Genomic DNA, 15808 nt, shown 5'->3' on the forward strand with positions numbered 1-15808 from the left:
GCGCGGCCTGCCTCTGGGAAAGAGGCCGTGCGGGAGGCCCGCAATCCCCCGGCGGGCCGGATGGGGCGCGTGACAAACGTCACGCGGGGGTGCGGGGATTGCGGTTCGGCGCGGGGGCCTCTTGTTCGGGTGACAGGCGAAGGACGCGATCCGCTCGGCGGTCGGCCTGCCGGGCGAAAGGGGTAACCATGAGCACCGTCAGGGAGTTGCTGGTCGAGCTGACCGGCACGGAGGAGTTCGCCGACGCCACGCGGGTCGGTGACGACCTCGACCTCGCCGCGAGCGGCATCGACTCCGGGGACCTGGTGCGGCTGGTGCTGCTGGTCGAGCAGCGGGCCGGAGTGGAGATCACCGCAGACGACATGGAGAAGCTGCAGACGATCGCCGACTACGAGCGTTTCGTGGCCGAGCGGTCCGCGGCCGGTGGCGGTGCCTGATGTGGCTCACGCAGCTGCTGGAACGCAATCGGCAGTGCTTTCCCGGGCGGACGGCACTGGTCGACGAGCGGCGCGCGGTCACCTGGGCCGGTTTCCACGACCGTACGCTCGAACTCGCGCGGGGATTCGCGGAGCTGGGAATCGAGCACGGTGACCGTGTCGCCGTGCTCTCCAAGGACCGCATCGAGGTGCTGGAGACCTACTTCGCGCTCGCCCGCCTCGGCGCGCTGTTCGTACCGCTGAACCACAGCCTGGCCGTGCCCGAGGTCGCCGACATCGTGGCCCGCGTCGGCGCGGTCGCCGTGTTCGGCGAGTCCGAACTGCTCGACCGCCAGCCGGAGTTCCCCGCCTCGGTGCGGATCACGATGGCGTTCGACAAGCCGGCCTTCGAGGCACTGGGCAGTGTGGCGGCGCGACGGGAGCTGCCGCCCGTGGCCGACACCGATCCGGTGGCCGTGCTGCACACCTCGGCGACCACCGGGCGGGCCAAGGGCGTCACGGTCGACAGCGCCTCGTTCCGCGCCATCGCCCTGGGCTGGCTGGTGCAGGCCCGGCCCACCGACGACATCGTGATGGTCAACTGCTGCCCGCTGTACCACGGCAGCATGGTGGTGTCCCTGACCTACATGGCGACGGGCGCCACCATCGTGCTCATGCCGGGCTTCACCCCGCAGCGGGCGCTGGCCGCGGTGGAACGGCACCGGGCGACCCACATGTGGATGGTCCCGCAGATGGTGCGCTTCATGCTCCAGGCCAAGGGCGCGGACCGCACCGACCTGTCCACGCTCCGGGAGATCCTGTACGGCGCCGCCCCCATGCCCCTGGACGTGTACGAGGAGGCCGTACGGCGCCTCGGCTGCGGCTTCCGGCAGGTGTACGGCATGACGGAGGTCGGCGGCCCGTTCGTCACCCTCGGCCCCGACGAGCACCCCTCGCCCGGGGACGCCGCCGCGCGCATCCCCTGCGGTCGCGTGATCCCGGGTATGTCCGCCCGCGCGGTGGGCCCGGACGGGACCCAGTCGCCGTGCGGCGAGATCGGCGAGATCGTGGTGCGCGGACCCGGTGTGATGCAGGGCTACTGGAACGATCCGCAGGCCACGCGGGAGATCGACCTCGACGGGTGGATCAGGACCGGGGACCTGGGGTTCGTGGACGAGGCGGGACGCATCCACCTCGTGGACCGCACCAAGGACGTCATCATCCGGGCCGGCCAGAACGTCTACCCCTCGGAGATCGAGCGCGCCCTGATGAGCCACCCGGCGGTACGGGACGCCGCGGTCGTCGGGATGGCGGACGAGGACTACGGCGAGGTGCCGCTGGCGTACGTGGTGGCCGAGCCGGACACCGGCGCCCGGGAACTGCTGGGCCACGTCTCGGGGTTGCTCGCCCCCTACAAGAGGCCGCGGCGAGTGGAGTTCATCGAGCAGGTGCCCCGCAACCCCGCGGGGAAGATCGTCAAGAAGCTGCTGCGGACCTGAGGGCACGCGCCTCCCCGCGGCCTGCCCGACCGTCGGCACCGGGCCCGGCCACCGCTCCCCCGGTGGCCGGGCCCGGCCGGTGCCGAGTCCCTCGCGGGCCGGCTCGCCGTGCCGGGGCCGGACCGCGGGTCTTCGGTCGGAGGGGCGGGGGCCGGGGCGGCCGTCGGACGGCCCGGCCACCGCACGCCCTACTCCGACGCGTTGACCAGGACCGCCATGTTCCCCATCGGGTGACGGTTCTCGTGGATGAGTTGGTGGGCCAGACCGATCTTCTCGAAACCGAAGGTCCGGGACAGGCACGGGTCGATGACACCCTGGTCGATCAGCCGGGTGATCTCACGGGCCTCGCGGGCGCAGGCGGCGTGCGAGCCCTGGAGCCGCTTCTGCCGCATCCACAGGAACCGCAGGTCGACGTCGCCGTTGTAGCCGGTGGTGCCGCCGCAGATGACGACCATGCCCGCGTTGTCGCACAGGTAGACGGAGGTGGGGATGGTGTCGGCACCGGAATGCTCCAGCACGATACGGGGGCTGCGCCGCTCGCCGAGCACGTCCCAGAAGCGCCGCCCGAAGGCCCGCGCCCCGGACAGCCAGCGGCTCATCGCGGCGTCGTCGGAGGTATCGGGCATCCGGCCCCAGTGGTCGAAGTCGCGCCGGTCGATCCAGCCCTCGGCGCCGAGCCGCATGCAGAACGCGCCGCGTTCCTCGCTGGAGACGACGGCTACCGGGATGCCGCCGACGTGCCGGACGAGCTGGATGGCGATGCTGCCCAGGCCACCGGCACCGCCCCAGATCAGCACCGGGTCGCCGGGCCGGACGGTGTGCGGGTCCCAGCCGAACAACTGCCGGTAGGCGGTGGCCGCGGTCGCCATGTAGCAGCCGGCGGCCGCCCAGGACAACCGGGCGGGCTTGGGGTGGCACATGTAGTCGTCCACGACCGCGAACTGGGCGAAGGAGCCGTAGTTCTCCTCATAGCCCCACACCCGCTGGCTTACGGACGCGGCCGGGTCACCGCCCAGGCGGATGTCCTCGGCCGACTCGTCCCAGCGGCTGGCGAGCACGACGACCTCGTCCCCGAGCCGGACGCCCCTGACGTCCTCTCCGACGGCCCACACGATGCCGGACAGGTCGGAGCCGCCGATGTGGAAGTCCTCGACCCCACCGGCCTTCTGCCGGGTGGCGATCACGTCGAGCGGCTTCCCCAGCGCAGCCCAGACGTTGTTGTAGTTGACGCCGGCCGCCATCACCTTGACCAGCACCTGGCCACGGCGGACCGGGGGGACGTCGACCACCTCGGTGCGGAACGCGTCGACGGGCTGCCCGTAGCGCTCCCGGCGGATCAGCGAGGCGTACATCTTCCGTGGCACGGTGCCCGGTTCGGGCGCGTCACCGAGTTCGTAGAGGTCCTGGGGTGCGGTCACGGTCATGCGGGGTCTCCTGGACGGTCGGGGCCCCCGGGGGGCGGAACGGATACGGGCACGGTGGGATCGGCGGTGCCGCGCAGTGCCTTGGCGACCGCCGTGCCGATCAGGGCGAGGGGCTCGGGTTCGGTCATCTCGTAGTGCCCGCACGGCACCCGGTGGTCGTGCAGGGTGCCCCGCACGTGGGCCCGCCAGGCGTCCGCCTTGCCGGGCAGTACGGCAAGGTCGTCGGCGAAGTCCGTGGCCGGTTCGTCGTCGGCGCTGAAGAACAGGACGTCCCCGTGGAAGACACCGGGCTCGAACCGGGGCGCGAGGCGCAGGTTGTTGCGCATGACGTCGGCGACTGCGGCGGCCTGCGCGCGGTCGACCGGAGAACCGGCGGGATCCGCCGTGACCTTGGCGTCGATGCGGTCCAGGACGGCAGCCACCGCGGGCGGTTCGCCGTCCGGGGGCACGGGCAGGCCGGCCACCCGCATCAGCAGGGCCGCCACCTGGCGCTCGGCCGTCCCGGCGTCGTACGCGCCGGCGTAGGGCTGCGGGGCGTCCAGCATGGCCAGGAGTTCCACCCGCTCCCCCTGTTCCTGGAGCGCGCAGGCCATCGCGTGGGCGACGAAGCCGCCGTACGACCAGCCCAGCAGCCGGTAGGGGCCGTGCGGCTGGACCTCGCGGACCAGATCGACGTAGGAGGCGACCATGGCCGGGGCGTCGGGTGCGGGCGGCCGGGTGCCGTCGAGCCCGGCGGCCTGGATGCCGTACACCGGCTGGTCGCCGCCGAGGTGGGGCAGCAGGCCGGTGTAGCGCCAGGAGACGCCGGCGCCGGGGTGGACGCAGAACAGCGGTGCGGCGCCGCCCTCGCGGCGCAGCGGCAGCAGGGGGGCGAGGGCGTTCGCGGTGCCGCCGGACCGCTGGTCGTCGGTGTCCTCGGTGGCGGCGAGGACACCGGCTACGGTCGGCGCGGCCAGCAGGGTGGCGGCGGGTACGTCGAGCACTCCGGCCCGGCGGAGCCGGCCCGCCAGCAGGACGGCCCGCATGGAGTCGCCGCCGAGGTCGAAGAAGTTGTCGTGGACGCCGATGCCGCCGATGCCGAGGGTCTGCTCCCACAGCCGGACGACGGCCTGTTCCCGCTCGGTGCGCGGCGGCACGGCCTCGGTGGTGAGCCGGGGCCGGGGCGCGAGGTGCGGCTCGCCTTGGACCGTGTCGGGGGCGTCGGACGCGGTGGAGCGGGCGCCGGGGGCGTCGATCCAGTGCCGGTGCCGTTCGAAGGCGTACGGCGGCAGCGGCACCGGCCGCGGCGTGCCCGGCACCGGCGGGAGCGCGGTGTCCGCACCGGCGCTCCACAGCCGGCCCAGCGCCTCGGCGAGGACGAAGCCGTCGCGGGCGTCGGCCTTGGCATGCCGCATGGTGGTGACCGTCACCGGTGTGTCGGGGTCCAGCTGGGCGGTGGCCAGTCCGGTCAGGGTGTCCGCCGGTCCGATCTCCACGAGGACCGGGCGCCCGCGCTCCCACAGGGCCGTGACGGCGTCGGTGAACCGCACGGTACGGCGGGTGTGGTCGAGCCAGTGCCGGACCGAGGTCGCCTGGGCGTCGGTGATCCAGGTGCCGGTGACGCTGGTGACGAACGGGATGCGGGGCGGGCTCAGGGTGACGCCGCGCAGGTGCCGCTCGTACGTTCCCAGCACCGGGTCCAGGACGTGGGAGTGGGCGGCGGCCGGTATCCGCACCCGGCGGAACGGGAGGTCCCGGCGGGCGAGTTCCCGCTCGAAGCGGGCCACGGCCTCCTCGTATCCGGCGACGGTGCAGGCGGCGGGCCCGTTCACGGCGGCCAGTGACAACTCCTCGTCGAGCAGCGGCAGTACCTCCTCGGCCGGGGCCGCCACACCGACGGTCGCTCCGCCCGCCCCGCTGATCAGCCGGATCCGTTCGGTGACCAGGGGCAGCATGTCCGCGAGGTCGATGACCCCGGCCAGGCAGGCCGCCGTGTACTCGCCCAGGGAGTGGCCGATGAGCGCGTCGGGGCGGACCCCGGCGGCCATCAGGGTGCGCGCGAGGGCGTACTCGGTGACGACCAGGCCGAGGAAGGTGGCGGTGTGGTCGGCCGGTGCGCCCTCGAAGAGGGAGGTGCGCAGGTCGGTGCCGAGGACGGGGCGCAGGATGCGGGCGCACTCGTCCACGGTGTCGCGGTAGACGTCCTGGTCGCGGTAGAGCTCGGCGCCCATGCCGGGGTACTGGGTGCCGCCGCCCGGCAGCAGGAACGCCACCCGGGCGGGTTCGTCCGGCACGGCCGGGGTGGCGGGGGCGGCGGCCCGCAGGGCGGACAGGGCCTCCTCGCGGGAGGCGGCGCTGACGGTCAGGCGGTGGCGCAGGGCGGGGCGGGCGGTGCGCAGCGTGTGCGCCACGTCGTCCAGGCGCAGGTCCGGGCGGCGTTCCAGGTGGCGGGCGAGGGCCTCGGCCTGGCCGCGCAGGGCGCCGGCGGTCCGGGCGGACAACGGCAGCACCAGGCGGCCGTCTTCCTCGGGGGCGCGCGGCGGTACGGGCGCGGGAGCGGGGGCCTCCTCCAGGACGACGTGGGCGTTGGTGCCGCCGATCCCGAAGGCGCTGACCGCGGCCCGCCGGGGGTGGCCGGCGGCGGGCCAGTCCTCCAGCGCGGTGGGGACGCGGAACGGTCCGGCCGCGAAGTCGATGAGCGGGTTGGGCCGGTCGAAGTGCAGACTGGGCGGGATCTGCCGGTGTTCCAGGGCGAGGACCGCCTTGATGAGCCCGGCGATGCCGGCCGCCGCGCCCAGATGGCCGATGTTGGTCTTCACCGAGCCCAGCGCGCAGTAGCCGCGCCGTCGGGTGGACTCCCGGAACGCCTCGGTGAGCGCGGCCACCTCGATGGGGTCGCCGAGGCGCGTCGCGGTGCCGTGCGCCTCGACCAGGCCGATGCTGTCGGCGTCCACCATCGCCTGGGCCTGCGCGGCCAGCACGACCTCGGTCTGTCCGGCGGAACTGGGCGCGCTGAAGCCGACCTTGCGCCGTCCGTCGTTGTTGACGGCACTGCCCCGGATCACGGCCCGGACGCGGTCGCCGTCGGCCAGGGCGTCCGCCAGCCGTTTGAGGACGACCGCGCCGACGCCGTCCCCCGAGGAGGTGCCGGCGGCGTCCGCGGCGAACGCCCGGCAGTGTCCGTCGGGCGAGAAGGGCCCGTCGGGTACGTGCCGGTAGCCGAGCGCGGCCGAGGGGTTGAGGGAGACGGCGGCGGCGAGGGCGGTGTCGCAGCGGTGGTCGAGCAGGTCCTGGCAGGCGGTGTGCACGGCGACGAGCGCGGTGGAGCAGGCCGTCTGGAGGGACACGCTGGGGCCGGTCAGACCCAGTTCGTAGGAGATGCGGGGGGCGAGGGTGCCCAGGGAGTTGGCGGTGGCCGCGTGCACCAGCTCGACGGAGCCGGGCTGTCCGGCGTGGCGGGGGTGGACGTGGGCGGGGTAGTACCGGCTGTCGCCGGCGCCCGCGTAGACGCCGAAGGTGCCGTGATCGGTGCCGGGTGCGAGGCAGCCCGCGTTCTCCAGGGCGTGGTAGGCCGTCTCCAGCAGCAGGCGCTGCTGGGGGTCGACCACGGCGGCCTCGGCGGGCAGGTAGCCGAAGAACCCGGAGTCGAAGCGGTCGATGCCCTCGACGACGGAGGCCATGCGGATCAGCGACGGGTCGTCCAGGTCGCGCGGGTCGCCGCCGGCGGCCAGGAACTCCTCGTCGGTGACGGGTCGTACGGCTTCGCGGCCCGCGGCCAGGTTGTCCCAGAACGCGTCGAGGTCGTCGGCGCCGGGAAACCGGCCGGCCATGCCGATGACGGCGACGGCCGGCAGGTCCTCCTCCGGTGTGTCCAGCGGCCCGTTGGTCTCATGCATGGCCTTGGCCCTTTCCGTTCCGTGCGGAGCGGCGGGTCCGGGCCGCGCGCTGCCGTCGTGCCTGTTCCTTCGCCCGGTCCAGCCCGCTCGGCGGGTCCCCGGCGCCGTCGGCCGGGGTCCCGGGGGCCGTCGTACGGCCGACGAGGTGGCGGGCCAGGTCGCGCACGGTGGGGTGCGCGAACAGGTCGACCACGGTCAGGTCGCAGCCGAACTCCTGGTTGACGGCGCTCTGCGCGCCGACCAGGAGCAGGGAGTTGCCGCCCAGGTCGAAGAAGTTCTCGTCCCGGCCGACCCGGTCGCGGTGCAGCACCCCGCACCACAGCTCGGCGAGCCGCTGTTCCAGGGCGTGGATCCGTCCCCCGGTGTCGTCGGCGGCCGCCGGCCGTTCGGCGCTGCCGGCGGCGCGCAGCACCCACGGGGCGACGCCCGCGGCGTCGGCGGCCGCCCGGTGCAGGGCGCCGAGGTCGGCGCCCTCCTCCAGCGCGACGCGGGCGGCCAGCCGCCGTACCTGCCGGGCCGGTTCGGCGACATGGCTGCGGACCCAGGGGGCGGTGCGGTCGGCGCCGATCAGCAGATGGGGTTCGTCCAGGGTGCGGGCGAGATCGAGGGAGCGCAGTGCGGCGGCCGGGTCCAGTACCCGGTAGCCGCGTGCCTCGGTGAGTGCGGTGAGACCGTAGCCGCTGCTCATGCCCCGTTCGTGCCACATGCTCCAGGCCAGGCTCTGCGCGGGCAGGCCCCGGGCGCGGCGGTGCAGGGCGAGCGCGTCGAGGTAGGCGTTGGCCGCGGCGTAGGCGGTGTTCATGGCGCCGCCGAACCAGCCGTTGACGGAGGAGAACAGCACGAACGAGGTCACCGGATGGTCGGCGCTGACCCGGTGCAGGGTCCAGGCTCCGTGCGCCTTGGCGTCCAGCGCCGAGCGCCAGGCGTCCGGGTCCAGGTCGCCGACGGGCCGCTCCACGAGTGCGCCGGCCAGATGCCAGACCGAGGTCAGGGGGACGCCCCAGGCCTCGGTGGCCTCGTCCACCGCCGCCCGCACCTGGTCCTCGTCGGTGACGTCGGCGCGCGCGTAGCGCACGTCGCCCGGCTCCCGCAGCCGCTGGTGGGTTCCGCCGTCCTCGGGCAGCGGACTGCGGCCGAGGAGGAGCAGGCGGGTGCCGGGGGTCGCGAGCAGGTGGGCGGCCAGTGCGCCGCCGACTCCGCCGAGCCCTCCGCTGACGAGGTGGAAGCCGTCGGTGGCGGGCGGCTCCCTGCGGTCGGGCGCCTCGGGCAGTGGGGCCAGCCGGCGCACGTGACGCCGTCCGCCGCGGTGGGCCACCTCGGTGTCCACGGGCTGCTGCGCGGCCTCCGCCGTCACGAGCGGTACGGGGTCGGTGTCCCGTTCGACGTCCAGGTGGACGCAGCGCAGCCCGGGTGACTCCTCCCGCAGCGATTTCAGGACCGCGCCGGCCATGGCCTGGGCCGGGGAGGGCGCTTCGCCCGCGCCGACCGCCTGGGCGTCCACCGTCACGTGGAGCAGGTCCGCCGGCCGGGTGCCGAGCGCCCGGGCGAGCGCCAGCAGGGTGCGGGCGGCCGACTCGTCCGGCGCCGCGTCCCCGCCGTGCGGGGCGGTGAGGTGGACGACGGCGTCGACCGGCCGCTCGTCGGCGGCCAGGTCCCGCAGCAGCGCCGTGTGGTCGGCGTCCTCGGCGGGCCGGATCCGGTAGCGGGCGGCGTCGAGGCGTTCGTAGGACGGTCCGTCCGTGGCGACGGTGCAGCGGGCGCCGTCGGCGCGCAGGGCCCGGGCCAGGCGGTCGGCGAGGCCGTGGGTCCCGGGGCCGTCGCAGGCCAGGACCAGGGTGTGCCGGCCGGGCGGCAGGACGCGCGGGGCGCGGGGGGCGGCCGGCTGCCACACGGGCTTCAGGAACCAGTCGGGGAGGGTGGCGGCGGTGCCCAGCAGCAGGTGAGCCGCACGGACGGCGTCGTCGAAGTCTCCCGCCTCGAAGCTCTTGCGCAGCTTGGTCCGCTGGATCTTGCCGATCTCGGTCTTGGGGATGTCACCGGGGCCGACCGGGACCAGGAAGGCGGGGCTGACGCCGATCTCGCGGGTGACCTTGCCCGCGATCTCCCGCAGCGCGGCGGCGCGGTCGGGGACGGGGGCGAGGTGGAAGAACAGGGCGAGTTCGTCGGTGGCTGCGGACGCGTCGGAGCGGACCGCGCAGGCCGCGGTGAAGCTGCGGACCACGGCGGGCAGTTCCTCGACGCAGGTCTCGATCTCGTGGCTGTAGTGGTTGACGCCGTTGACGATGATGACGTCCTTGGCGCGGCCGGTGATGAACAGCTCGCCGTCGCGCAGGAACGCCAGGTCGCCGGTGTCGAACCAGCCGTCGTCGGTGAACGCCTCGGCGTTGGCCGCCGGGTTGTCGTGGTAGCCGCCGGTCACGGAGGTGCCCCGGACCTGGAGCCGGCCGGCCTCGCCCTCGGTGAGCACGGTGGTGTCCTCGCCGACGACGCGCATGGCGAAGCCGGGGTAGGGCAGGCCGCAGCTGACGAACGTCTCGTCGGTGCCGGGCGGTTCGGCGGGCAGCACCGCGTCCGTGACCACCGAGCAGGTCTCGGACATGCCCCAGCCGGGGTGCATCACGTCCTGCGGCAGTCCGAAGGGCCGCAGCGCGTGCAGGAAGCCGCGGGCGGCGGCGGCCACGACGACCTCGCCGGCGTTCATCACCAGCCGCATCGGGGTCAGGTCCCAGTCGCGGTCCGCGAAGCGCGGGGCCTGTCCGGCGAGCAGCCCGAAGGCGAAGTTGGGGGCCCAGGTCACGCTGACCCGGTGCCGGTGGGCGAGGTCCATCCAGCGCGGCGGGTCCTGGAGGATCCAGGAGGTGGGCGCGTGGATCTGCCGGCAGCCCAGATACAGGTCCCGCAGGTGGAACATGACGACGCCGGTGACGTGGTCGAGCGGGATCCAGTTCAGGGTCACGTCGTCGGCGCCGAGTCCGTTCATGGCCTCGGTGGCGGCGGAGCGGGCCAGCACGTTGCGGTGGGTCAGCCGGACGGCCTTGGGCAGGCCGGTGCTGCCCGAGGTCATCAGCATCAGGATGAGGTCGTCCGGCCGCGCGGCGTACCAGTCGCGGTCCTCGGGCGCGTCCCGCAGGGCGTCGGCCGTGGTCAGCCGGAGACCGGACCCGCCGTCGTGGCCGATCCGGTCGCGCAGGCCCGCCTCCAGCGCGGGCGAGCAGACGATCCAGGGCCGGCCGAGCATCCGCCAGATGCCCTCCAGTTTGGTGAGGGCGGCCGAGGGGGTGTCGTAGGAGGCGGGCACGGTGAGCGGTACGGCGACGAAGCCACCGAGGATGCAGCCCCACAGCACCGCGAGGAAGTCCTCACCGGCGTCGCACTGGAGGATCACCTGGTCGCCGGGGCGCAGTCCGGCACGCCGGAGTCCGGCGAGGACCCGGGATGCCTCGGGGACGAGGGAGGCGTAGTCACGGCGGGTCTCGCTGCCGTCGGGGTGGACGTGCACGATGTCGCCCCGCGCGTGGTCGGCGGCCCGAACCAGGGCCTGGGCCCAGGTGGCCACGGTGGGTTCGGCCTGCTCGGGGCCCTCGCTGAGGGCGGGCCGTGTCCCGGCCGCCCCACGGGTGCCGCCGTCGGACGCCGGCGCGGCGCGGCGCGGGACGCCGGCGTGCCTGCGGGCCAGTTCCCGCGGGGTGTCCTCGACCCCTGCCTCGGCGGCGCCGACACCGGTGACGCGGGCGAGGCGCTGCTGCCAGGCCCCGGCGGCGGCGCGGTCGACGGCGGGCAGGGCGGTGAGGGCGGCCGGGTCGAGGGCGCCGTCGGCATCGCGGGGCAGGGTGCTGACGGCGGTGACGCCGACGGTCGTGGTGCCGGTGCGCTCCAGCAGGCGTTCGACGGCCTCGGTGGCCTCCGCGCGGCCCGGTACCACGAACAGCCGGGGCGCTCCGCCGTCGGCCGCGGGCAGCGCGACGGCGTCGCGGATGCCGGGCACGGACCGGGCCATCTCGGTCAGACCTGCGATGTCGGGGCCGGGTGCCTCGGCCGGTGTGCGCGGCGCGGGCGCCGGGAGTCCGCCGAGGCGTACGTCCGGGTCGGCGCTCACGGCCGCGAGCAGCCGGCCCAGCGAGCGGGCGAACTCCTCGGCGGTGGACGGGTCGTACAGGTCGGTGGCGTACTCGATGTGCAGGTCCAGGCCGTCGGGGGTGCCGTCGGCGGTGTGCCGTTCGAGGACGTCCACGAAGAGGTCGAACTTGGCGGTGCCGGTGGCGGTGGGCCGCAGCAGCGTCGAGTGCCCGTCGAGGCGGAGCACGGCGGGCTCGTTGTTCTGCAGGGCGAGCATGACCTGGAACAGCGGGTGCCGGCCGGGCCGGCGGGGCGGGTTCAGTTCGTCGACCAGCCGGTCGAAGGGCAGTTCCTGGTGGCCGAGCGCGGCCAGGTCGCCGGGCCGGACGCGGGCCAGCAGTTCACGGAAGGCGGGGTTGCCCGAGGTGTCGGCGCGCAGCACCAGGGTGTTGGTGACCAGGCCGATCAGATCGTCCAGGCCGGGTTCGGAGCGCCCGGCGACGGGGACGCCCAGCACGATGTCCTCACCGGCTCCGCAGCGGGTGAGCAGGGCGCTGACGGCGGCGTGCAGCAGCATGAACAGGCTGCTGCCCTCGCGCTCGGCGAGGCCGGTGAGGTCGCGGTGCAGGGCGGCGGGTACGTGCTCGGTGACATGGGCGCCGTCGCGGGGAGCCGTGGGCCGGGGCCGGTCGCCGGGCAGGGTGCACTCCTGCGGTGCCGCGGCCAGCGCCTGCCGCCAGTGCGCGGTGAGCCGCTCGGCGTGTCCCGTACCGTCCGGCCCGGGGGCGAGGAGTGCGCGCTGCCAGAGCGCGTAGTCCGCGTACTGCGCCGAGGGCGCGTCCCACGCCGGGGCGGTGCCCGCTCGGCGTGCCGCGTAGGCCGTGGTCAGGTCGTCGGCGAGGGGCCGCAGGGACCAGCCGTCGGCGGCGCTGTGGTGCAGGAGGAGCAACAGGGTCCGGTCCTCGCCGGTGCCGAACAGCCAGGCCCGCAGGGGAGGTTCGCCGGTGAGGTCGAAGCGGTGGCGGGAGGCGGCGGCCAGGTGCGCGCCGATCTCGTCGGCGGGGCAGTCGACGGCGGGCAGCGGCGGGCGCGGCCCGCCGGCCGGCAGGATCCGCTGGTACGGCGTGCCGTCGTGGTCGGCGAGCACCGTGCGCAGGATCTCGTGCCGGTCGGCGAGGTCGCCCAGCGCGGCTCGCAGCGCCTCGGTGTCGGCGGCGGCGCCGAGCGGCACGACGAGGGGGATGTTGTACGTCGCCGTGGAGCCGTCGAGCCGGTTCAGGAACCGCATGCGTTCCTGGGCGTAGGACAGCGGGAGGCGCTCCGGGCGGGGCCGCTCGCCGAGAGCGGGCCGGGCGGGAGCCGTGCCGGGGCGTCCTTCGAGGAGCCGGGCGAGGGCGGCGGGCGACGGACCTTCGAACAGGGCGGTGATCGGCACGTCGGTGCCGGACCCCTGGCGCAGCCGGGCCAGCAGCCGGGTGGCGAGCAGCGAGTCGCCGCCGAGGTCGAAGAAGTTCGCGTCGATGCCGACGGTGTCCCGGGGCAGCTTCAGCACGTCCTCGAACAGGGCGCACACCAGCGCCTGTTCGGTGTTCGTGGGGCGGGTGCCGGCCGCCGTACGGTTGAGGTCGGGCGCGGGCAGCGCGTCGGTGTCCAGCTTGCCGTTGGCGGTCAGCGGCAGGGAGTCCATGAGCACACAGGCGGCGGGCACCATGTGCTCGGGCAGGTGGGCGGCCGCGTGGGCGCGCACCTCGGCCACTGCGGGCGGTCGTTCACCGGTGGTCACGAGATAGGCGACGAGCTGTTCGGCGCCGTGGTCGGCACGGCGCAGGACGACGGCGGCGCGGGCGATGCCGGGGTGCTCGGCGAGGACGGCCTCGATCTCGCCGGGCTCGACCCGGAAGCCTCGCAGCTGCACCTGCCGGTCCGCGCGGCCGAGGTGGTCGAGGGTGCCGTCGGCGCGGAGCCGCGCCAGGTCGCCCGAGCGGTACATGCGGCTGCCGGGCGGGCCGTGGGGGTCGTCCAGGAAGCGGTCGGCGGTCAGTTCGGGACGGTGCAGATAGCCGGGGGTCACCCCGGCGCCGGCCACGTACAGCTCGCCGACGGCGCCCGGCGGCACGGGCCGGCCCTGCGGGTCCAGGAGGTACACGCGCAGGTCGGCGAGCGGGGTGCCGACGACGTTGCCCCGGCGGGGGTCCGTCAGGTCGTCCGGGGTGAGGCGGTGGTGGGTGACGTGCACGGTGGTCTCGGTGATGCCGTACATGTTCACCAGGGCCGGCCGGTCGAGGCCGTGCCGGGCGGTCCACGGGCGCAGCCGTTCGGGACGCAGCGCCTCCCCGCCGAACACGACGTAGCGCAGCGCTCCGGCGGTGGGCTCCTCGTCGGCGTCCACCAGCTGTTCGAAGGCGGACGGTGTCTGGTTGAGGACGGTGACGCCCTCGTCGTGCAGCAGCCGCAGGAAGTCCCGTGGGGAACGGCTGACGGCGTACGGCACGACGACGAGCCTGCCGCCGTGCAGCAGGGCGCCCCAGATCTCCCAGACGGAGAAGTCGAAGGCGTAGGAGTGGAAGAGGGTCCACACGTCGTCGGCGCCGAAGTCGAAGTGCTCGGCCGACGCGGCGAACAGCCGGACCACGTTGGCGTGCGGGACGGGCACGCCCTTGGGGCGGCCGGTGGAGCCGGAGGTGTGGATGACGTACGCGATGTGCGTCGGGCCGGTCGGTCCGCCGCGGTCGGCGTCGGTCAGGTCTGCGGCCGGGCGCGCGGCGAGGTCGGCGGTGACGGCGGGCTCGTCCAGGACGACGGCGGTGACGTCACCGCCGAGGTCCGCGGCGAGGCCGCCCTCGGTGACCAGGAGGACGGGCGTCGCGTCCGCCATGACCAGGCGCAGGCGTTCGGCCGGGTGGGCGGGGTCCAGCGGGAGGTAGGCGGCTCCGGTCTTGAGGACCGCCAGCAGGGCGGGCAGCAGTCGCGGGCCCCGGTGCAGCGCGAGGGCCACCGTCCGACCCGGTCCCGCGCCGCGTTCGACGAGCAGCCGGGCCAACCGGTTGGCCTCTTCGTTGAGTTGCCCGTAGGTGAGGTGTGCGCCCTGGTGGGTGACGGCGATCCGTCCGGGCCGGGCGCGCACCTGCCGTTCGAACAGCTCGGTGAGCGTGCCGGTGACCGGGAACTCGCGTACCGGCCGGTCGCGCGGGTGCTCGCCGGGCAGCACCAGGTCCAGATCGGCGAGCGCGGTGGTGGGCGCCGCCTGCGCCAGCCGCCGCAGCAGCGCGAGGAACCGTTCGCCGTGCAGGGCGAGTTCGTCCGCCTCGTACAGGTGGGGGTTGGCGTCGAAGGCCAGCCAGAGGGCGCCGGGCCGGGTGCCGGGCCGGACGTTGATCTGGAGGTCGTCCACGGCGCCGCCCGACAGGTGGTGCCAGGTCGCCGCGCTGCCGGCGAAGTCCAGTTCCTCGGTGAAGGGGACGATGTTCAGCACGGGTCCGTACAGACGGCGCCCGGTGCCGAGGAGGCCGAGGTCGCGGCGGATGAACTCGCCCCGGTACTGCTGGTGCCGTCGCAATGCGGCCAGCTCGTCGGCCACCGTGCGCGCGAACTCCGCCAACGGGGTGCCCGGTCGGGCGGTGACGCGCAGGGGCAGCACGTCGGAGGCGGTGCCCGGGGTGCGAAGGGCGGCGCTGCCGAGCCGGCTCATGGTGGCCATGCCGAGGACGAGGTCGTCCGTGCCGGTCATGCGGTGCAGGTAGACGGCGAGAGCGGTGGCGATCAGGTCGGCGCGGGTGATCCCCAGGCCGGCGGCCGCGGCGGACAGCGCGTCGGCGTCCGGGGGTCCGAGTTCGACGGTGTGGCGCAGGAACGGGGCACGCGGCGGGGCCGTACGGCGGGTGAGGCGGGCCGGTTCCGGCAGGTCCGCCAGGCGGCGGGTCCAGTGGTCGCGGTCACGGTCACGGCGTTCGGAGGCGAGGTAGGCGGCCTCCTCGGTCCGCAGCCGGCCGACGGGCGCGAAGCCGCCGGGGCCGGGGTCGCGGCCCTCGGCCAGCGCGTTGTGGACGTCGGCGAGGCGGCGGCCGAGGAGCTTGTAGCTGTAGCCGTCGAGGAGCAGGTGATGGGCCCGCAGCAGCCAGATGTGGCGGTCGGCGCCGAGGGTGAGGAGGGTGTGCGCGAACAGCGGGCCCTTGTCGGTGTCCACCGGGGTCGCGAGGTCCGCGCGGATCAGTTTCCAGGCGGCGGCCTCCGGGTCCGCGGCGTCGCTCACGTCGACCCGGTGCAGCGGCCAGTCGTCGGCGTCAGGCGCCGGACGGCAGCGGGGGCCGTCGTCGCTGTCGAGGAAGCGCAGCGCGAAGGTGCCGGCCTCGCCGACCGTGCGGCGCAGCGCCGCCTCGAACAGAGCGGTGTCCAGGCCGCCGTGGATCTCCACCGCCTCCGCGGTGTTGTACGCGGCGCTGTCGGGGGCGAGCCGCTGCGCGTACCAGAGGCCTTCCTGGGCGCCGGACAGCGGTCGACGTTCGTCCTCGGGGAGAGACTCCTCGTGGAGTGACATAGCA

5 protein-coding genes are annotated in these 15808 nt (G+C 74.9%); 2 read left to right on the plus strand and 3 right to left on the minus strand.

Annotated features, from left to right (window positions below):
- Positions 1-188 precede the first annotated feature (188 nt).
- Together QQM72_RS22890 and QQM72_RS22895 are read left to right on the plus strand one after the other, a co-directional pair.
- The gene (locus QQM72_RS22890) at positions 189-437 is read left to right on the plus strand and encodes an acyl carrier protein (RefSeq protein ID WP_314222731.1); all 249 of its coding nucleotides are present in this window, start codon (positions 189-191) and stop codon (positions 435-437) included.
- Positions 437-1915, plus strand: a complete 1479-nt coding sequence (locus QQM72_RS22895; RefSeq protein WP_314222732.1) for a class I adenylate-forming enzyme family protein — start codon at positions 437-439, stop codon at positions 1913-1915. The genes QQM72_RS22890 and QQM72_RS22895 overlap by 1 nt, the downstream gene beginning before the upstream one ends.
- A gap of 188 nt (positions 1916-2103) precedes the next feature.
- On the opposite strand, the gene ccrA is transcribed toward QQM72_RS22895, so the two are convergent.
- Genes ccrA through QQM72_RS22910 form a run of 3 tightly spaced genes read right to left on the minus strand, consistent with a single transcriptional unit; the run spans position 2104 to position 15804 of the window.
- Complete coding sequence (gene ccrA / locus QQM72_RS22900; RefSeq protein WP_314222882.1) at positions 2104-3333, minus strand: crotonyl-CoA carboxylase/reductase; 1230 nt, start codon at positions 3331-3333, stop codon at positions 2104-2106.
- Positions 3334-3335: 2 nt separating this feature from the next.
- Positions 3336-7214: a type I polyketide synthase gene (locus tag QQM72_RS22905; RefSeq protein ID WP_314222733.1), complete on the minus strand. Its 3879-nt coding sequence runs from the start codon at positions 7212-7214 to the stop codon at positions 3336-3338.
- Positions 7207-15804 (minus strand): non-ribosomal peptide synthetase, encoded by an 8598-nt coding sequence (locus QQM72_RS22910; protein ID WP_314222734.1) that lies wholly within the window; start codon positions 15802-15804, stop codon positions 7207-7209. The genes QQM72_RS22905 and QQM72_RS22910 overlap by 8 nt, the downstream gene beginning before the upstream one ends.
- Positions 15805-15808: the final 4 nt, after the last annotated feature.

Origin of the sequence: Streptomyces zaehneri, from assembly GCF_032248645.1 — a bacterium.
Classification (GTDB): Bacteria; Actinomycetota; Actinomycetes; order Streptomycetales; family Streptomycetaceae; genus Streptomyces; species Streptomyces coriariae.